This window comes from Trabulsiella odontotermitis (assembly GCF_030053895.1).
Taxonomy (GTDB): Bacteria; Pseudomonadota; Gammaproteobacteria; order Enterobacterales; family Enterobacteriaceae; genus Trabulsiella; species Trabulsiella odontotermitis_C.
The window spans coordinates 1,026,552-1,045,841 of record NZ_CP125781.1 but is presented as its reverse complement, the minus strand read 5'-3'; the positions used below and the strand labels follow the sequence as shown (position 1 = coordinate 1,045,841).

Sequence of the window (19,290 nt, the reverse complement as noted above, 5' to 3'; positions counted from 1 at the left end):
CCTGCCTATTTCACCAGTACCGATCCGGGGATCAGCAGATTGATATCCTGCGGATTTTCGTCCGCCAGCAAGCGCGCGCTCTCGACAAACGTCGCGTCTTTATACGCTCTCGCCGCCGCCAGCATCGGACCCGTCGCTTCGGATGGCAGATAACGCAGTTCCTCAAACGGCCACGCCTGTGGCGATTTCCCGGTCTGATCACTGACCAACGCGAACGCTTTTTTCATCGTGCGCCCGTCGAGTTCAAATCCCCAGACATCGGTGTTGAGCTTTTCGCCGTAGCGCCCCATGCGCGCATAGGCTGCCAGCGCAAAGTTGCTGTAATGGAAAGAGCGGGTACGTTCCAGTTCCGAGGTAATTTCACCTTTGCTGTTCACCTGCGAGGCCAGATGGCGCAGAGTGAAGATGTCGACCTGGGTTGCGGCGGCGGCGTTGTCGCCGGTAAACAGGGAAAACGCCGTCACCTGCGCGTCATACCACGCGCCGTGATTGTTGTACCAGTTCGCCTCCTCAAAGCCGTTACGACTGGTTTTCAGCCACGCGGTGTAGTCGGCATACCATTTCTGATACCCCGCCAGATCAGCGGACGGGATCTGATCCGCCGTAGCAAGCAGCGCGATGCTGTCCGCCACGTCGATCAGCACGCGGGTATCAATGATGCCGATGCCACGCCCATCGACGATCCCCGGGATCGCCTGCGCGTATTTCAGGTGCGGGTTCATACGGGTGTTAGCGTCGAGGAACCACGCGCGCAGCATCTGCTGCGCTTTCTGTGCATATTTCGCCTCACCGCTGTAATACCAGGCGAGCGTCAGCGCGCGCACGTCATCGGAAAACTGCACCATCCGTTTGCTGTCGGTGGCGCTGGTTTTCGAATCCGGGTTGATCTGACCATCTTTGCGGATGTACGGCAGACCGTCTTTGCTGTCCGGGTCCGGCCACCAGTAGGGGCCGAAGCTGAAATAGTCGTGCTTATCGCCCGACGCCGGGGTCAGGGTTTTATCCGCTACCGACCAGCGCGGATGCACCAGCGCCGCATCGGCCTGTTTTTGCAGCGCCTGCCAGGCCGCCGTATAGCGGCCATCGTGATGGGTGATTTGTGTTTTGATGTCCTGCATCTGCTGGCAGTCCCAGGTCAGGCAGTCAGCGCTGGCGGTCACGGCGAACGCACCGCTCCAGACGGCCAACGCCAGATACGCGATGTTGCATTTCATAACGTGTCCGTCCCTTAAATATTGATGGAAATGCCGACGCGGTAGCGGTTTTCGGTCAGCCCTCTGCGCCCCTGATAACTGCCCTGCTGGCCCATGTAATCCCACTCAATATAGGGCTGCCAGACTTTGCTCAGCTTATATTTAATGACCAGATCGTTTTCCCAGGCCGACTGTTTGTCATTGTTGTAATTAAAGTCATTCACGTAGCGATAAAAGACCGGGTTATCCTGGATATACCATTTATCGTTTTGCCAGCCGAAATAGAGATCCACTCGCCCGACGCTGGCCTTGTCGTTATTCCCCGCCAGATCGACAGAGTCATACTGATTCCAGTCATAACGCAAGCGGATGCCGCTCCAGGTTTCCGGCGTCATATTCCAGATAAACTTCACGTAAGGGCGAATCTGCGCCCCTGCGCTGCCCCAGTGATAAATCATGCCGGGCTGCATGGCGACGGTGTTGGTCAGTTTATATTTGTAGTTGCCTTCAATTTCGTTGTAATCGGTGGTGGACTGCTCAAAGCCATCGACGCCCTGCTTATTATCGGTTTCCATACTGAGCCAGAAACCATTACTCCACGCCTGGCTCATTTTGAAGCGCGATTCATATTTATGGCTGCCTTCGCGATAACCGCCGCGAATATCGAGGGTAACAGCCTGGCTTACCAGCGGGCAAAAGGCGACCGCCAGCAACAGCGTTGCTATTTTTTTCATACGTTTTCCCTTAATAAATGTCTGGCGAGTTATGCCGCCACAGTTTGCGTTTTTTGTTCTGGATTTTTAATTAACAGCCACAGGAACATCGCGCCGATTAAATCGAAAATGCCCAGGCCGACGAAAAAGACGTTGTAGCCCACCACCGCGACCATCGCGCCGAGGAACAGGCCGAACAGGAAGTTGCCCATGCTGCCGGTAAAGGCCGCAAAACCGGTGGCGGTCGCCACTTCGTGTTTTGAGAACAAGTCAGACGACATGCTGATAACAGTGATCGACAGACATTGATGGGCAAACCCGGCGACGCAGAACAACGCGATGGCGACGTAGACGTTGGTCACGAAGCCAACGCCCGCCATGGAGAGCATTAACAACGCGGCAAAAGTGAAGGTAATGCGTTTGGAATTGAGCACGCTGACGCCACGGTTGACCAGCATCCGCGACATAAACCCGGCACACAGGCAGCCGAGATCCGCCGTCAGGAACGGCAACCAGGCAAACATGGCGATCTCCTGCAGGTTCATGTGACGTACGGTGACCAGGTACAGCGGCATCCAGTAATGCAGCGTTCCCCACGCCGGGTCAGCCATAAAGCGCGGCAGCGAAATGGCCCACAGCGATTTGCTTTTGATGATGGAGCGCAGCGAAGCTTTCTCTTTCACCACTTCGATCTGATCCGCCAGAACCTCGTCATATTCCGCCGCGATCATCGCCGGGTGTTTTTCCGGCGGACGATAGCAAACCAGCCACAGCACACACCAGATAAGCCCGACGCCGCCAGTCACCACGAACGACATTTCCCAGTTGTAGTTGACGATGGCCCACACCACCAACGGCGGAGCCAGCATTGCCCCCAACGACGTACCGAGGCTGTAGACGCCGCAGGCCAGCCCGCGCTCTTTCGCCGGGAACCATTCTGCCGTCACTTTCATTCCCGCCGGGTTAAAGGCGGCTTCGGTGATCCCAAGCCCACCGCGCAACCAGGCGATAGGCAGCCAGGTGCTGCACAGACCGGTCAGCATATTGAAGATCGACCACAGTGCCGCCAGAATGGCGAAGCTCAGGCGCAAGCCGTAGCGGTCAATCACAAAACCGCAGAGGATGCCGCCGATGGCGTAGGTGAAGGGAAAGACGGAGACGATCCACGAATACTGCTCACTGGATAACCCCAGCGTTTTCATCATTTCCGGCGCTGCAACGCCGAGCGTACTTCTTGCCAGGTAGTTGGTGACGGTCCCCAACATGACAAGTATGATAATGTACCACCGTAAGTTTTTTATCTTCATAGCATCCCTTATCCGTAATATTATTAACAGATCACATAAAACAATGTTTGAATAAATTTGAAACAACGTTTTAATTTATGTTATGGGATCATTTGAAGATCATTCAGTGATCATTCTCACAATTAAAAATAATCACACCCGTCAGTATAAAATACTATTTTTAACGGGTGTTTTTATTAAAAAAAGAAAATACATTCACCACAAATATTTAATTACAGGAAATCTTCACGCACTGGCGTAAACGTATCCAGTAATACGCCAGCCTGCAGGCACACGCAGCCATGCAGGATGTCAGGCCGTTTGTAGAGCGTGTCTCCGGCAGTGACTTTCCGTGTTTCATTACCGATCGTGAATTCAAATTCACCTGATAATATATACGTTAGTTGCTCATGAGGATGGCTGTGCATTGCGCCCACCGCGCCGGTGTCAAAATGCACTTCAACGGCCATTAATTGACCAGCGTGCGCCAGTATTTTCCGGCTTACGCCATTTCCTAAAATTTCCAGTTTTGTTTCATTGTAGAATGTAAACATTATGCCTCCGCGTAAAATGAAACGTTATTTCATGTTTAAGAAAAGAGGCAAGAGAATAAAAAAAGGCAGGAGAAAAAAACAGAGGCGGCGCACAAAATGTCTCTTTTTACTGCCCGCCGGGGATGACGGGCAGCGAAAAGCAGGTTAATCGTGACGGGATTCCTGCATGCGAGGCGTTGACGTGGTAAACAGCAGACGGGCGCAGATGACCAGCGCCACAATCAGCGCCACGCAGACCAGCGTCCATTCACCCATTTGCGAGAAAAAGTGGCCGTAGGCGGCGATCGCCGAGTCGCTGATTTGCGATTCGGTGGTCTGTTGCGCCACCACGCCTGCCAGCCAGTTTGCCACCGCACCGGTCGCCAGCATGTAGATCCCGGTCAGCACGCCGGTTACGCCAGGCATGTTAAGACGGGTGATCTGCGACATCGCGACCGGATCAATAAACAGCTCGGCAAACCCCATCAGCGCCAGCCCGGCAATCATCATGCCCATCGACGCCTGGCCATGCAGCTCGCCCTGCCGTGCGTTCAACGCCAGCAACATAAAGCCTGCGCCCATCAGCGCCAGACCGACGGCGAACTTCATCCACACGCGCAGTACCGAGCGCACGCTGCCTTCCGGGCGAATCAGCCAGGCCAGTACCACGCCTGCTACCATCACCGCGATGGCGTTCACCGACTGGAACAGCGCGGTTGGCACTTCGGTGCTGAACCAGTGGCGGTTAACAAAGCGGTCGATAAACAGGCTGATCGAGCTGCCGCCCTGCTGCGCCAGCACCCAGAACAGCGTGCCCGCCGTCATCAGCAGGACGATTTGCCACAGCGCCCGGCGGTGTTCCGGCGATTTGATCATGATCCGCGCCACTATCTGCGCGGCAAAGACGCAAACCAGCGCCAACAGATAACCCGACCAGTCATTCTCCAGCAACAACGTGAAAAAGAGCGGCGCCACGCACAGCATCGCCACCAGCCAGCCCCATGCAGGCAGCACAAACGTAACGCGTTGCAGGGCAGCTTTGTCCACGCCGCGCGTGCCGCGGAAATGGCGATGGCCGCTTAAGAAGATCATCAAACCGATGAACATCCCCACGCCCGCCAGTGCGAAGCCGACGTGCCAGCCGTACCACTGCGCAGTCAACCCGCAAGCGACCGGCGCGACGATCGACCCGACATTCCCCGCCGCGTACAGCAGCGAAAAACCGCCATCGCGACGGTGATCATCATGATCGTACAGTTCACCCAGCAGGCAGCTGATATTCGATTTAAACAGGCCATAGCCACAGATGATAATCGCCAGCGCGAGGTAGAGACTCCATGTCGTGTCAGATTCCACGCCCAGCACCACGTGGCCGAGCGTCATTAACAGCGCACCGGCAACAATCGCCATGCGGTTGCCGAGCAGGCGGTCGGCAATCCAGCCGCCAAGAATGGGGGTAACGTAGACCAGAGAAGCGTAAGCGCTGAACAGGCTGATGGCGCGACTGTCATCGAAACCAAGCTGGTGAGTGAGATAGAGGATAAGTAAGGCACGCATGCCGTAAAAGCTGAAATATTCCCAGATTTGAATCGCCACGATGTAATAGATCGCGCGCGGTTGTGAGGGTGTTTTCATGCGGTCTCCCTGCGGTCTGTCAAATGTGCCCGGCGGCGCGTCGCTTACGCGGGCCTACATGCGGATCGTAGGCCGGGTAAGCACAGTGCCACCCGGCAATGAAAAAAGGGAAGTGGCAAAGCCACTTCCCTCGGTTACGTCTGTTACTTGGTGTTTTCTTTCAGCACTTTAACGGTGTAACGACCGTCTGCCTGACGATAGGCGCCGTGGATATCGGTTTCAAAGCCCGGATAGTGAGCGCCGATTTCGCACAGCATCTGCAGGAATTCCAGTACCGGACGGCTCTCTTCGGTGATCATTTCACCCGGCATGACCAGCGGCACTCCCGGAGGATACGGCAGGATCATATTGGCATTGACGCGCCCCACCATCTCTTCGAGGTACACCTCTTCCACTTCGCTGTGCAGTTCTTTCTGGAACGCTTTGTACGGCGTCATGACCATCGCTGGCAGCACTTCGAACGCGCGGAACATCAGGTCCGGCAGGTTGTGGTGCTCAACCAGTTTGTGAATGTTCTGCGCCAGATCCTGAATACGCATGTTTTCATAGAATTCTGGATCTTCACGGTAGAGCGACGGCAGCATATTTTTCACACGCAGGTTCAGGTCGAACGCGCGTTTGAAATCGGTCAGCGCACGCAGCAGGCTCAGCGCCTTGGTTTTGTCGATACCGATGCTGAACAGGAACAGCAGGTTATACGGACCGGTTTTCTCAACAATGATGCCGTGCTCGTCGAGGTATTTCGCCACGATACTGGCCGGAATACCGAAGTCGTCCATGGTACCGTCTTTCTTCATCCCCGGGGTCAGAATGGTGACTTTGATCGGGTCGAGGTACATGTGTTCGTTATCGATGTTTTTAAAACCGTGCCATGCGCTGTCAGAACGCAGCGGCCAGCATTCCGGTGAATCGATATGTTCCGGCTGCCATACGTCGAAGAACCAGCCGTCAGATTCCCCTTTCAGGCGTTTGATCTCTTTACGGAACTTGATCGCACGCTGAATGGAACCGCTGATCATGCGCTTACCGGCATTGCCTTTCATCATCGCAGCGGCGGTTTCAGTGGAAGCCACGATACCGTAGTGCGGAGAGGTGGTGGTGTGCATCATGTAAGCTTCGTTGAAGGTTTCTTCGTTAACGTCACCCTTCACGTGGATCATGGAAGCCTGAGAGAACGCTGCCAGCAGTTTGTGCGTGGACTGAGTTTCATAAATCACTTTACCTTCCACACGGTCACCGCTCATCCCGCATTTGCCTTCGTAAATCGGCGAGAAGTTGGTGTAAGGCACCCAGGCGGAGTCAAAGTGGATGGATTTCACATCCAGCGTTTTCTTGATGTAGTCGGTGTTGTACAGCAGGCCGTCATAGGTGGAGTTAGTGATAACAGCGTGTACCGGCCAGGTGGCGTTCGGCGTTTCTTTTACGCGTTTGGCGATAGTGGCATGCTGGAACTCGCTCTGCGGAATCCCACCGAGGATACCGTACGCGTTACGGGTCGGACGGAAGTAGATCGGCGTGATGTCGCTCATCATCATCAGATGGGTCAGCGATTTATGGCAGTTACGGTCAATCAGCACGGTGCTGCCAGCCGGCGCGGAGTACATCCCGACGATTTTGTTCGCGGTAGACGTCCCGTTGGTGACCATATAGCTGCGATCAGCGTTAAACACGCGCGCAATATACTCTTCGGCTTCTTTATGCGGACCACTGTGGTCGAGCAGGGAACCCAGTTCAGACACCGAAATAGAGATGTCTGATTTCATGGTGTTCGAGCCAAAGAAATCATAGAAGATGCTGCCTACCGGGCTTTTCTGGAAGGCGGTACCGCCCATGTGGCCCGGCGTACAGAACGTGTATTTGCCTTCACGAACATATTTGAACAGCGCTTTGGTCAGCGGCGGCAGAATGGCATCAATGTATTCATCAGTATTCTGTTTAATTTTTGCCGCGATATCATCAGCAGCGCCCAGCGCATATTCAAAGAAACGCACCTGCATACGGAGGTCGTTGAGACTCACATCGAGCGTGGAGTACGTATTCGCGAAGGCGTACAGCGGCATGTACTCATTCATTTCGCTGATTTCTTCGCACAGTTCGAGGTTGTATTTATCCCAGTCGAAAATCACACCGCACAGCTGCGCATTGTTTTCGATAAGTTTCAGTAAATCTTCGCGGTCGTTCGGGTAAACAATGCGGAAGTCCAGACGCTCAAGGGCGCGATGCAGCTCACGGATAGGTTCTTCTTTAAAGTAGACACCCATGTGATTCATGATTGCGATAACGTTCATACTCGTATCTCCAGGTGTAGAAGGCCCCTCCCGTCACGGCGTGACAGGGTAAGGAGGGGCACAGAGAAAGGGTTAAGAATTAATGCGCGTCAGCGGTCTGTGTTTCAGTAGCAACTTTGTTTTGCTGACGTTGGGACATTTTGCGGCCGTAGAACATCAGGATGACCAGGCTGATGATAAAGGTGCCGGAGAGTTCGAAAGAGCCTGCACCCATCAGTGCGATGAAGCAGAAGCCACAGCCGAGGACAGAGCACACCAGGCTTGCGAGGTTACGAATGTTGATGCCTTCGAAACGAATCAGGTCAACGCAAGAGTAGAAGTAAGGCAGCATGGTCAGCAGAACCGCGATACCGGTCAGCTCACCGAACAGGTCAGAGGCTTTACCCCCACTGGAGTTCATCACGGTAATGAGGATCATCAGCGCGGTCATTTTCACCGCGGCCAGCAGCAGACCTTTTTTCGGAATACCGTTGCTGTCGACTTCGCCATACACTTTCGGGAAGTTGCCATCGTTAGCGGCACGCATACCGGCCTGACCCACCAGCATCATCCAGGAACCCAGAGAAGTCAGGCATGCAAAGGCGGTAAAGGCAGAAACCATCGGCGCAGCCCAGCCGCCCAGAATGGTGGAAGCACTGATAGCGAACGGCGCACCAGAGGCGGCCATTTGCGATGCCGGGTACATACCGACCAGAACCTGCGTGGCGGCGATATAGACAAGACCGGCCATCGCGGTGCCCAGCATGGTTGCCAGCGGCACAGTACGTTTCGGGTTGTTGACCATCCCGGTGCTCACGGCAGCGGATTCAACACCGATGAACGCCCACAGGCAAAGCAGAATACTTTTCACGACCGCGTGGCTGTCTGTGGTCTGTGAGGTGTTCCAGTTTGCCTGATAAGTGGCAACGTCAAACCAGTGCCAGCCAACAACGGCGGTCATTACGACCGGGATCAGCACCAGTACCAGACCAATAGTAGTCAGGCGGCTTACCCAGGTACCGCCGAGCATATTCACGAAGGTGAATATCCACACGATGGCAATACAGGCAATACCCGCTGGAACCGGGTTATTTAAAATCGGGAAGAAGGTAGACAGATAAGATACGGCAGTAATACCGATGGCAAGGTTACCAATCCAGTTTGCATGATAATAAAGAACGCCGGTCTGGAAACCGAATGCCGGAGATAATTCCCCTGCATACGCAATTGGACCACCTTGTTGTGGGTTTTTGGTTGCCAGTCGGGCATATACATACGCCAGAGACATTGCACCAATAATAGAGATAACCCAGCCCCAAATAGCAATACCACCAATGCTTGCGAGGTTTGCAGGTAATAACGCAATCCCGCTCCCCATCATATTACCAGCGACGACGCCGGTACAGGCAAATAGCCCGATCTTCTTGGCAGAACTCATGTTTCTTTTTCTCCTGAGCTTTACTTTGGAGGTGCGGACCATGATGCAAATTATTTATTGATCCGACCGACTGCCAACAAGATTAAGGATTCTTATAGGAGAAGTCCTAAGGATTAAATGAATTAATGGCAAACGTCAGACAAATGATATCCTGAGCTTTTTGCATTAACACATCAACAAGACAAGCCGATATCATAAAAAGATAAACATTGTTGTTTTACAGTAGGTTGAGAACAAAAAAGGTGTTAAAAAACGGTTATTCGCGGCGAGAAAAGTGGTGAATTTGAGTAACAAATCGAATATTGTTGATATACATAAAATTAACCTCATCATGCCCTTAAATAGCAGCATGATGAGAGTTTACTTATTCTGAAGAGAGGAAATTGTCGAGATACGGAACGACGCGGGTCACGGAGGTCTGGAATACCCCGTTTTCAATCCAGTACAAGGTGTTTTCACCAGGACGCAAATTAAACGCGGTAAGGTAGGCATCCGCAGCCTGGCGGTTGGCGCCTTTCATTTCATATACCTTGCCGAGCAACACATAATTCAACCAGGACATTTCCAGATCGATGCCGGTATTAATGGCGTCGAACGCTTCATCGACGTTACCTTTACCCAGCTGATCAATCGTTCGTATTTGATAAACGATCGACTCATCTTTCATTCCGGGGATATTTTCCACCCGCTTAATTTCTTCATACATTGCCGCCAGCTGTGTGCCGTCAAGTGGCTGCTGGGAATGGCGTAATACATCCACCAGCACTTTCTCCGCATACGCATAGGTAAATTCCGGCGACTGCTTCGTGATGTCATTGAGAATATCACTGGCTTTGCCTAACGACTCGACATCGCCATTCATTAAGAATTGATGCGCCTGATAGAAGCGCGACAGCGAGGTACTTTGCAGCGGCTGATACTGCCGGAGCATCTCCTGCATTTTTTCCGGCCACGGCTGTTTCAGTGCTTCGGAAAGGCTGTTTAACAGGTCGTTCTGGATCGTCAGTTGGTTGTCGTTGGTAATGAAATAGCGCTTGTCGAGCATGCTAGAGCCATCGGCGTTATCCACCAGTTGCACTGACATAAAGCACTGCTGCGCGCGGTAGTGGCGCTGATTAACGAACTCAATTGACAGCGTTTTGCCGGAGCTGCTGGGCTCGTTAATGTTGTAGTTGGTTTTGTCATGCACCATAAAGGTGGAGTAAGTATTGAGCGAGGTCGTCACCAGGCTGCCAAGCCCGACCGCATAGGAACGCTGCGACATCCAGTTATTACAGGAGTTGCCATTCTCCAGACGAATGTCGATATCACGCGGGTTCAGCAGCAGCCGCGTTTTGGTGACCGCGGGATGCGATTTGAGCGTCGACATCGCCACCAGCGCAACGCAGGTACCGAGCGCCAGCAGGAACAGACACCATACCCAGAAGGTCGCGAGACGCTTACGTTTTTCGGGTTTCACCGCCGGCGGCGCGGCAGGCGCGGCGGGGTTGGCAGCGACAGGGACATGAGCGGATTCAACCGGCGAATACACTTCAGCGGCAGGCATTTCTGGCGTGAGCTCTTCGCCCTCTTCCGTACACCAGATCACCGGCGCCGTCAGCTTATAGCCACGTTTAGGCACGGTAATGATGTATTCCGGGCTGTTATCATCACCATCTTTCAGGGATTTACGCAGCTCGGAGACGCTCTGCGTGACAACATGGCTGGTAACGACGTTTCGCGTCCAGACATTATCAATGAGCTCATCACGGCTCAGTACTTCGTCAGGATGGCGGGCAAAAAAAACCAGAAGGTCGATTAAACGCGGTTCTAATGTTAGCTGGCGTCCCTGACGGCTGATTTGATTGACGGAGGGTATAACCAGCCACTCTCCGACACGCACAACAGGTTGTTGCATAAAAAAAGCCCAAAAGCAAAAAGGGAAACGCGGATTATATCATATTTAACCCCCCCAATTTTGATGAGCCTCACTACCTCTGCGACGTAACCGGCTTCCAGCCTGATTATTACTTAATACGCAATAGTCTATTGCCACTATTGGCATTTATCTCACTAATCAGCGGGAATATCCTGTGCTCCATCGTGTTGTTGACCACAGCACTCGTTAATTGAAAAAACAAACTCAGGAATACCCCAATGAAAACCGTAACAACTTTTATTACCGCTGCTGCTTTCTCTTTGCTGGCCTTTGGCGCGTCTGCACAAACCATCTCTGCAACCGGTAATACCCTGGATTCTGCTGAAGCAGCCCTGGCGGCAAAAGCCAAAGCCGAAGGGAAAAGCGACTACAAAATCACCAGCGCCCGCATGGGTAACTTTGTCATGATGACCGCTGAGCTGGATAAATAAAATCGGCTGTATTGCCAGTACCGGAGATCGTCTCCCGTTTAAGTGAGGAAAAAAATTCTATGTTATTCGATCAGTATTCACTTAACACATTGCCGCTGAAAAGCCGCATTGTCATGCCACCGATGACCCGTTCTCGCGCTGGTGCTGGCGATGTCGCGACCGACGACATGGCGGAATACTACGCGCAGCGCGCCAGTGCCGGGCTTATCATCAGCGAAGGCACGCAGATCAGCCAGCAAGGCCAGGGCTATGCCTGGACGCCGGGTATCTACAATGAACAGCAGATTGCAGGCTGGAAAAAAGTGACTGACGCCGTGCACAGCGCGGGCGGCAAAATCTTTGCGCAGTTGTGGCACGTTGGCCGCGTTTCGCATACCGTTCTGCAGCCAGGCAACGCTGCGCCTGTCTCCTCGTCTGCGATTCAGGCGGAAGGCGTGAAAGTGTTCGTTGACATAGAAGGCCGCGGCCCGGAAAACGGTGTGGGTGAGATGGTGCAACACTCCCTGCCGCGTGCGCTGACGCTGGAAGAGATCCCTGGCATTATCGCTGATTACGCACAGGCCGCCCGTAACGCCATTGCTGCCGGTTTTGACGGTGTTGAACTGCATGGCGCCAACGGCTACCTGATCAACCAGTTTATTGATTCGCGTGAAAACCTGCGCGATGACCAGTACGGCGGCTCGCTACAAAACCGTCTGCGTTTTCTGAAAGAGGTGGCAGAAGCCGTTTCCGCCGCCATCGGTAAAGAGAAGCTCGGTATTCGCCTGGCGCCGTTGACCACGCTGATGGGCTCGAAAGATGACACGCCGGAAGCGACGTATCTGGCCGCGGCAAGCGTGTTGAATGAGATTGGCATTGCGTATATCCACATCGCGGAAGCGGACTGGGAAGACGCGCCGGTGATGCCTGCGGCCTTTAAAGAAGCGCTGCGAATTATCTTCCACGGCACGTTGATCTACTCCGGAAAATATACCGTGGAGCGTGCAGAAGAGGCGCTGGCCAAAGGCTGGGCGGACCTGATCGGTTTCGGCCGTCCGTTCATCGCCAACCCGGATTTACCGTATCGTCTGCAGCACAATCTACCGTTGAACCAACCGGTTCGGGAGCAGTTCTTCGGCGGCGGTAAAGCCGGTTACCTCGATTACCCGACGGTGAACAGCAAATAAATACGTTAGCATTCCCCCTGAAAAAGCCCCGCGTTGACTGCGGGGCTTTTTTTATATCAATGTGATTAAGAATAAAACAGGATTTCATACTTCGACGCCATTCTTATTTCATTTCTTTAACATGAAATAAAATATTTTACATAATCACAAATGGGTAACGATAACAAATTACATTCAGGAATTTATATCATTTCTAAATGAATTTCCCACGTCACCATCATGTTCATCACAAAAGCGCGCCATACCTGAATTACAGGAATCTTCGCTTGATCGTAATCAATTAACGCTCTGCATAATCCCTTTATCGTTTATCCCTGGACACTTAGGGAAGGTGCGAATAAGCAGGTCATTTCTTCCCAAGCTGACTCGCTGATTAAAATTTCGCGGATCTGGGCCGATTTTTTTCCCGCAAACACATCGAATCAGCCTATTTAGGCTATTTTTTCCACCATTTCTGGCGTTATTTCCGGTTTTTACTGAGATCTCTCCCACTGACGTATCATTTGGTCCACCCGAAACAGGTTGGCCAGGGTGAATAACATCGCCAGTTGGTTATCGTTTTTCAGCAGCCCTTTGTATCTGGCTTTCACGAAGCCGAACTGCCGCTTGATGATGCGAAACGGGTGCTCCACCCTGGCACGGATGCTGGCTTTCATGTATTCGATGTTGATGGCCGTTTTGTTCTTGCGCGGATGCTGCTTCAAGGTTTTTACCTTGCCGGGACGCTCGGCGATCAGCCAGTCCACATCCACCTCGGCCAGCTCCTCGCGCTGTGGCGCTCCTTGGTAGCCGGCATCGGCTGAGACAAATTGCTCCTCTCCATGAAGCAGATTACCCAGCTGATTGAGGTCATGCTCGTTGGCCGCGGTGGTGACTAGGCTGTGGGTCAGGCCACTCTTGGCATCGACACCAATGTGGGCCTTCATGCCAAAGTGCCACTGATTGCCTTTCTTGGTCTGATGCATCTCCGGATCGCGTTGCTGCTCTTTGTTCTTGGTAGAGCTGGGTGCCTCAATGATGGTGGCATCCACCAAAGTGCCTTGGGTCATCATGACGCCTGCTTCGGCCAGCCAGCGATTGATGGTCTTGAACAATTGACGGGCCAGTTGATGCTGCTCGAGCAGGTGGCGGAAATTCATGATGGTGGTGCGATCCGGCAGGGCGCTATCCAGGGATAATCGGGCAAACAGGCGCATGGAGGCGATTTCGTACAGGGCATCTTCCATGGCACCGTCGCTCAGGTTGTACCAATGCTGCATGCAGTGAATACGCAGCATGGTCTCCAGCGGATAGGGCCGTCGGCCATTGCCCGCCTTGGGATAAAACGGCTCGATGACTTCCACCATGTTTTGCCATGGCAGAATCTGCTCCATGCGGGAGAGGAAAATCTCTTTTCGGGTCTGACGGCGCTTAGTGCTGAATTCACTATCGGCGAAGGTGAGTTGATGGCTCATGATGTCCCTCTGGGATGCGCTCCGGATGAATATGATGATCTCATATCAGGAACTTGTTCGCACCTTCCTTAGGGAAGCAGATAATGAAAAATAAAATAAACGAGATTTTAAATAAAGAAATCTCCCGACGGGAAGCAATGACGACAGCGGCCAAAATTGGCTCTGCCGTTGCGCTGAGCAATGCCGTTACCTTGCCGTTTTCATCCGTAGCACAGGCCGCAACGCCCACCGATGCCACCACCGGCGAGACCGTACGCCACAGCGCATGCCTGGTGAACTGCGGCAGCCGCTGCCCGCTGAAGGTTATCGTGAAAGACGATCGCATCGTGCGAATCGAGCCGGAAGATGCCAGAGACGACGCGGTATTTGGCGAGCACCAGATTCGGCCCTGCCTGCGCGGGCGCTCCAGCCGCTGGCGCGTGTACAGTCCGGACCGTATTAAGTATCCGATGAAACGCGTAGGTAAACGTGGCGAAGGGAAATTCAAACGCATTAGCTGGGAAGAGGCGACGAAATTTATTGCCGACGAGCTGACGCGAATTACTGAAAAATATGGCCGTGAAGCCATATATTATCACTACCAGTCCGGGGCCTATTATCACACCCAGGGAACGCCAGCCTGGAAACGTTTACTAAACATTTCCGGCGGCTATTTGAATTACCACAATACCTATTCCACCGCCCAGATTGCGACAGCGACACCATATACTCACGGCAAATATGCCGGTAGCCATTTTACCGAAATCGCCCATTCTGATTTGGTGGTTTTCTTTGGTCTGAACCTGTCGGAAACACGGATGTCCGGCGGCGGCCAGGTGGAAGAAATTCGCCGCGCGCTGGAAACCTCAAATGCCAAAGTGGTGATTATCGATCCGCGTTATACCGACTCGGTGATTGCAGAACATGCAGAATGGTTGCCGATCCGCCCGACCACCGACGCCGCACTGGTCGCCGGCATCGCCTGGACGCTGATCAGCGAAAACCTGATCGACGAAGCAGAGATCAACAAATACTGCGTCGGTTACGACAGCACCACCCTGCCCGCGCAGGCCGCGCCGAACGCCAGCTATAAAGACTACATACTCGGCACCGGCCCGGACGGGGTCGCCAAAACGCCGGAATGGGCGGCGGCCATCACCGGGCTTCCGGCAGTACGCATCAAACAGCTGGCCCGCGAAATCGCCGGAGCGAAAGCCTGCTATATCTGCCAGGGCTGGGGACCGCAGCGCCACGCCAACGGCGAGCAAACCGTGCGCGCCATCCAGATGCTGCCTGCGCTGACCGGCCACTTTGGTCTGCCTGGCACCAACAACGGCAACTGGCCTTACGGCACACCGTACGGCGTGCCGCTGCTGCCGACCGAGACCAACCCGATCACCACCTCGATCCCCTGCTATTTGTGGACCGATGCTATTCTGAATCCGGAAAAAATGACCGCCACCACTATGGGCGTGAAAGGCACTGATAAACTGAAAACCGGGATCAAACTGGTGGTTAATCAGGCCGGGAACGCGCTGGTCAACCAGCATGGCAACATCAAACGTACGCGCGAAATCCTCGCCGATGAAACGCTGTGTGAAACGATCATCGTGATCGAAAACCACATGACGCCCAGCGCGAAATTTGCCGATATTCTGTTGCCGGAAACCAGCTACCTTGAAGCCGACGATCTGGTCGACAGCTCCTACGCAGCAGGTTCGCACAACTATATGATCGCGCTGCAGAAGACCATCACCCCGATGTGGGAAGTGCGCAGTACCTACGACATCTGCGCTGACATCGCCGGGCATCTCGGTCTGCGGGAGAAATTCACCGGTGGCAGAACGCAGGCGGAATGGGCCGAATTCCACTATCAGCAGATCAAAGAAAAACGGGCGTATTTACCCGAATGGAGCGTTGCCAAAACTAAAGGGGTTATCGACCAGCAGGTCGCTACCGACAAACAGAGCCTGGTGTTTGCCGATTTCCGCGCCGATCCGGTAACCAACCCGCTCACCACGCCATCGGGCAAGATTGAGATCTACTCGCAGGCGCTGGCGGATCTGGCGCAGAAATGGACGCTGCCTGAAGGAGATCGCATTCCGGCAGTCCCGGAATTCTGCGTAGTGAAAGAGTCGCACCTCAATAAGGCGTTAACGGAGAAATACCCGCTGCAGTTGAGCGGATTCCATACCAAAGGTCATACCCACTCCACATACACCAATATCCTGGCGCTTCACGAAGCGGTACCAGATGAAGTGTGGATCAACCCGATCGACGCCCGCGCGCGTCAGCTGGAAAACGGCGACATGGTGCGTGTATTTAACGATCGCGGGGTTGTTGAGATCCCCTGCAAGGTGACAAACCGCATTATCCCGGGCGTGGCTGCCATGCCGCAGGGCGCATGGACTCGCCTCGATAATGACGGTGTCGATGTTGGTCGTTGCATCAACTCGCTGACCAGCCATCTGCCCTCGCCGCTGGCGAAAGGCAACCCGCAGCACACCAACCTGGTTGAGATTAAACGCGCTTAAGGAGTGATTTGATATGAAACAATATGGCTTTTACGTTGACTCCTCGCGCTGTTCAGGCTGCAAAACCTGCCAGGTGAGTTGTAAGGACAATAAAGATTTAGATGTGGGACCTAAACTGCGCCGCGTGTATGAATACGGCGGCGGCGAGTGGGTCAAAGAAGGCGACAGCTGGCATAACGACACCTTCGCCTACTATCTCTCCATCGCCTGCAACCATTGCGATGAACCCACCTGCACCGCAGGCTGCCCGACGGGCGCCATGCACAAGCGTGAAGAAGATGGACTGGTGGTGGTGGACGACAGTATCTGCGTCGGCTGCCGCTACTGCGAAATGCGCTGCCCGTACGGTGCGCCGCAGTTTGATGCGAAAGCGAAAGTGATGCGCAAATGTGACGGTTGCCTGGACCGGCTGGCGCAAAACCTGCGCCCGATCTGCGTCGATTCCTGCCCGCAACGCGCACTGGATTTCGGCCCGATTGACGAGCTGCGCGCGAAATATGGCAGCGAAAACGAGATTGCGCCGCTGCCGTCCGCCTCATTCACTCGCCCTAACCTGATCGTTAAACCGCATCCGAAGGCGAAAGCCAGCGGTGATAAGGCCGGCACTATTCAGAATCTGCAGGAGACTCGCCATGCATGAGTTACCACTGGTGTTTTTCACCGTCTTTACGCAGTGCGCCGTGGGCGCGTTTATTCTGCTGCTGATCGGTGGCGCGCTTAAGCAGATCGACGCGCGACGGATGGCCATCGGGCTGTTCGCAGTGATGTGTCTGTTTGGCCTCGGCGTGGTGTTGGGTATTTTCCACGTCGGGCAACCTGCACGCGCGCTGAATATGTTGTTCCGTGTCGGGTCATCGCCGATGAGCAATGAAATTGCGCTCTCCGCCGTGTTCGGCGCCCTCGGCGGTCTCGCCGCACTCGGGCTGTTGCTGAAGCGCGGTGCGTCAACACTGTTTGCCTCCCTCGCCTGGCTGGCGGCGGCAGCAGGCGTGGTCTTTGTGCTCGCGATCCCGCGCATTTATCAGTTGCCGACTGTCGCCACCTGGAGCTCACACTACACCACCGCCATTATGGTGCTGACGCCGTTCATCGGCGGCGGCGCGCTAGCGGCATTCTTTGGCGCGCGTCGCGTGGGGCTGTGGGTGTGCATCATCGCCATTCTCGCCAGTTTCTGTTTGTTGCCTGGTTATATGTCAACAATCACAAATGCAGACAGCGCGTTGGCATCAGCGCAAACAACGTGGTTCACTGCTCAGGGAGTCCTGTTAGCGCTGGGATTGATCTGCGCAATGGCATACGCACGACGCAACTCGGGTCAGCCGGTACTGGCGACCGCCGTGCTGGTGATCGTCGCGGCAGAACTGGCCGGTCGGGTCGCCTTCTATAACTTATGGACGTTACCGATGTAATCAACGGGCAGCCAGCGGATGACTGGCTGCCGTCTTCGTCTGGCCGGGTCACAACAGGAGTGAATGACATGTCAGCCCATGCAGTAATGACGCGAATCCTCGGTGCACTGTTTTACTATTCACCAGAGCATCGCGAAACCCGGGAGCTGTTGCAATGCCTCCCGACATTACCTTCCCTTTATTCGTGGCTCGATCCCGAAAGAATCGCCGCGCTTTGCGAAGAGTGGCCACAGCCTGACGAAGAGGCGTTGATCTGGCAATTTTCAACGCTTTTTGAAGGTCAGGGTGAAATGGTCGCCCCGCCCTGGGGTTCCGTTTATCTGGAAAGAGATAACCTGCTGATGGGGGAATCCACGGCCCAGTACCGCGCGTTTTTGCGCCGTCACGGCATTGCTTTTGATGGCAAAGACAATGAGCCTGAAGACCAGTTCGGCCTGATGCTGCTCGCCTGGAGTGCCCTGCTGGAGCGCGGAAACCCGAACGCGGCCGCCACGCTGCTGGAAGTGCATTTACTGCCGTGGGCACATCGCTATCTCGAGTTGCTCAAGCGCAATGAGATAAGCCCGTTCTATGCCCGTCTCGCCAGAGTCGCGACACTGTTTCTTAATGATGTGCAGCAACGAAAAGCGCTGCGACCGGAGACCAAAAGGCTGTTTTTCTGATGAGCAAATCCGAGCGGTATTATCAGGAGTATCTTTCTCATCGTCATGTCAGTCGGCGCGGACTGTTCCGCGCCGTTGTCAGCGCCGCTCGTCAGGTCGCGCCGGAAACGCCACCGGCGTATCCGGCAATTCCGTTGCCACCCGGCGCACTGCCGGTCGCTGAATTCAACGCACAATGCACCCAGTGCCATCTCTGTATCGACGCCTGTCCGATGGGGATTCTGGAGAGACACGAAAGCGGGTTGCCGCAGCTCAATATTCAATATGCCAGTTGCGACGGCTGCGGACGCTGCATCGACGCCTGCGATGTCGGCGCTTTGCTGCCGCAAGCGCGATTCGACACCGGCCTGCGCCCCGTGTTCAATAGCAGTTGCATCAACCCGGTTCGCCGTTGTAATCAGTGCGTGGACAGTTGTACCGCGCAGGCATGCACCATTGGTGAAAACTGGTTGCCGGAACTGGACAGCGAACGCTGTACGGGCTGTGGTGAATGCCTGGTCCAGTGCAATTATGACGCCGTGACCCTTGTCCCCTCTGCCTTTTGAAAAACAACAGAATATTCCCCTGGACTTTCCTCAAATTGTCACTTGCCTTGCAGAAAACTTCAGTTACAATACCCAACATGTAGTACCATTTGTGACGTAATGACGCTACATCTAGCATTTCCTTGTT

At 54.1% G+C, this 19,290-nt stretch carries 17 protein-coding genes; 7 read left to right on the top strand and 10 right to left on the bottom strand.

The features are described from left to right. Positions 1-5: 5 nt before the first annotated feature. The 8 genes from QMG90_RS05110 to cadC all read right to left on the bottom strand — a co-directional run bounded on the left by QMG90_RS05110 (position 6) and on the right by cadC (position 10,962). Positions 6-1,214 (bottom strand): alginate lyase family protein, encoded by a 1,209-nt coding sequence (locus QMG90_RS05110; RefSeq protein WP_283282868.1) that lies wholly within the window; start codon positions 1,212-1,214, stop codon positions 6-8. A 14-nt stretch (positions 1,215-1,228) separates the two neighbouring features. Then, positions 1,229-1,927 carry an oligogalacturonate-specific porin KdgM family protein gene (locus QMG90_RS05105; protein WP_283282867.1) on the bottom strand — a complete coding sequence of 233 codons (699 nt, stop codon included), beginning with the start codon at positions 1,925-1,927 and terminating at the stop codon, positions 1,229-1,231. A gap of 29 nt (positions 1,928-1,956) precedes the next feature. Then, a complete protein-coding gene (locus QMG90_RS05100) occupies positions 1,957-3,213 on the bottom strand; it encodes an MFS transporter (protein WP_283282866.1) in 1,257 nt (418 codons plus the stop codon). Positions 3,214-3,425: 212 nt separating this feature from the next. After that, entirely contained in the window at positions 3,426-3,746 is a 321-nt protein-coding gene (locus tag QMG90_RS05095; protein ID WP_283282865.1) for a cupin domain-containing protein, read from the bottom strand. Between the two features lie 144 nt (positions 3,747-3,890). Beyond that, positions 3,891-5,360: a dipeptide permease DtpD gene (gene dtpD, locus QMG90_RS05090; RefSeq protein ID WP_283282864.1), complete on the bottom strand. Its 1,470-nt coding sequence runs from the start codon at positions 5,358-5,360 to the stop codon at positions 3,891-3,893. Between the two features lie 143 nt (positions 5,361-5,503). Further along, on the bottom strand, positions 5,504-7,648 hold the full coding sequence (cadA, locus tag QMG90_RS05085; RefSeq protein ID WP_283282863.1) for a lysine decarboxylase CadA: 2,145 nt from the start codon (positions 7,646-7,648) through the stop codon (positions 5,504-5,506). 79 nt (positions 7,649-7,727) lie between these two features. Continuing rightward, entirely contained in the window at positions 7,728-9,065 is a 1,338-nt protein-coding gene (gene cadB / locus QMG90_RS05080) for a cadaverine/lysine antiporter (protein ID WP_283282862.1), read from the bottom strand. A gap of 364 nt (positions 9,066-9,429) precedes the next feature. Next, positions 9,430-10,962 carry a lysine decarboxylation/transport transcriptional activator CadC gene (cadC, locus tag QMG90_RS05075; protein WP_283282861.1) on the bottom strand — a complete coding sequence of 511 codons (1,533 nt, stop codon included), beginning with the start codon at positions 10,960-10,962 and terminating at the stop codon, positions 9,430-9,432. Positions 10,963-11,201: 239 nt separating this feature from the next. Here cadC and QMG90_RS05070 point away from each other — a divergent pair, with 239 nt between their 5' ends. Together QMG90_RS05070 and QMG90_RS05065 are read left to right on the top strand one after the other, a co-directional pair. Then, complete coding sequence (locus tag QMG90_RS05070) at positions 11,202-11,414, top strand: YdgH/BhsA/McbA-like domain containing protein (protein WP_283282860.1); 213 nt, start codon at positions 11,202-11,204, stop codon at positions 11,412-11,414. Positions 11,415-11,473: 59 nt separating this feature from the next. Next, positions 11,474-12,580, top strand: coding sequence for an alkene reductase (locus QMG90_RS05065; RefSeq protein WP_283282859.1), 1,107 nt, complete (start codon positions 11,474-11,476; stop codon positions 12,578-12,580). 276 nt (positions 12,581-12,856) lie between these two features. Here QMG90_RS05065 and QMG90_RS22420 read toward each other — a convergent pair whose 3' ends face one another. Both QMG90_RS22420 and QMG90_RS05060 read right to left on the bottom strand, forming a co-directional pair. Further along, entirely contained in the window at positions 12,857-13,072 is a 216-nt protein-coding gene (locus QMG90_RS22420; RefSeq protein ID WP_346733135.1) for a hypothetical protein, read from the bottom strand. Next, positions 13,054-14,034 carry an IS5-like element ISKpn26 family transposase gene (locus tag QMG90_RS05060; protein WP_000019473.1) on the bottom strand — a complete coding sequence of 327 codons (981 nt, stop codon included), beginning with the start codon at positions 14,032-14,034 and terminating at the stop codon, positions 13,054-13,056. The genes QMG90_RS22420 and QMG90_RS05060 overlap by 19 nt, the downstream gene beginning before the upstream one ends. 83 nt (positions 14,035-14,117) lie before the next feature. Between QMG90_RS05060 and QMG90_RS05055 the strand changes: the two genes are divergently transcribed. The 5 genes from QMG90_RS05055 to QMG90_RS05035 all read left to right on the top strand — a co-directional run bounded on the left by QMG90_RS05055 (position 14,118) and on the right by QMG90_RS05035 (position 19,163). Then, complete coding sequence (locus QMG90_RS05055) at positions 14,118-16,547, top strand: DMSO/selenate family reductase complex A subunit (protein ID WP_283282858.1); 2,430 nt, start codon at positions 14,118-14,120, stop codon at positions 16,545-16,547. A gap of 13 nt (positions 16,548-16,560) precedes the next feature. Continuing rightward, positions 16,561-17,187, top strand: coding sequence for a DMSO/selenate family reductase complex B subunit (locus tag QMG90_RS05050; protein WP_283282857.1), 627 nt, complete (start codon positions 16,561-16,563; stop codon positions 17,185-17,187). Further along, a complete protein-coding gene (locus QMG90_RS05045; RefSeq protein WP_283282856.1) occupies positions 17,180-17,956 on the top strand; it encodes a dimethyl sulfoxide reductase anchor subunit family protein in 777 nt (258 codons plus the stop codon). The genes QMG90_RS05050 and QMG90_RS05045 overlap by 8 nt, the downstream gene beginning before the upstream one ends. Positions 17,957-18,024: 68 nt before the next feature. After that, positions 18,025-18,618 carry a molecular chaperone TorD family protein gene (locus QMG90_RS05040; RefSeq protein WP_283282855.1) on the top strand — a complete coding sequence of 198 codons (594 nt, stop codon included), beginning with the start codon at positions 18,025-18,027 and terminating at the stop codon, positions 18,616-18,618. Further along, positions 18,618-19,163 carry a 4Fe-4S dicluster domain-containing protein gene (locus QMG90_RS05035; protein ID WP_283282854.1) on the top strand — a complete coding sequence of 182 codons (546 nt, stop codon included), beginning with the start codon at positions 18,618-18,620 and terminating at the stop codon, positions 19,161-19,163. The genes QMG90_RS05040 and QMG90_RS05035 overlap by 1 nt, the downstream gene beginning before the upstream one ends. Positions 19,164-19,290 lie beyond the last annotated feature (127 nt).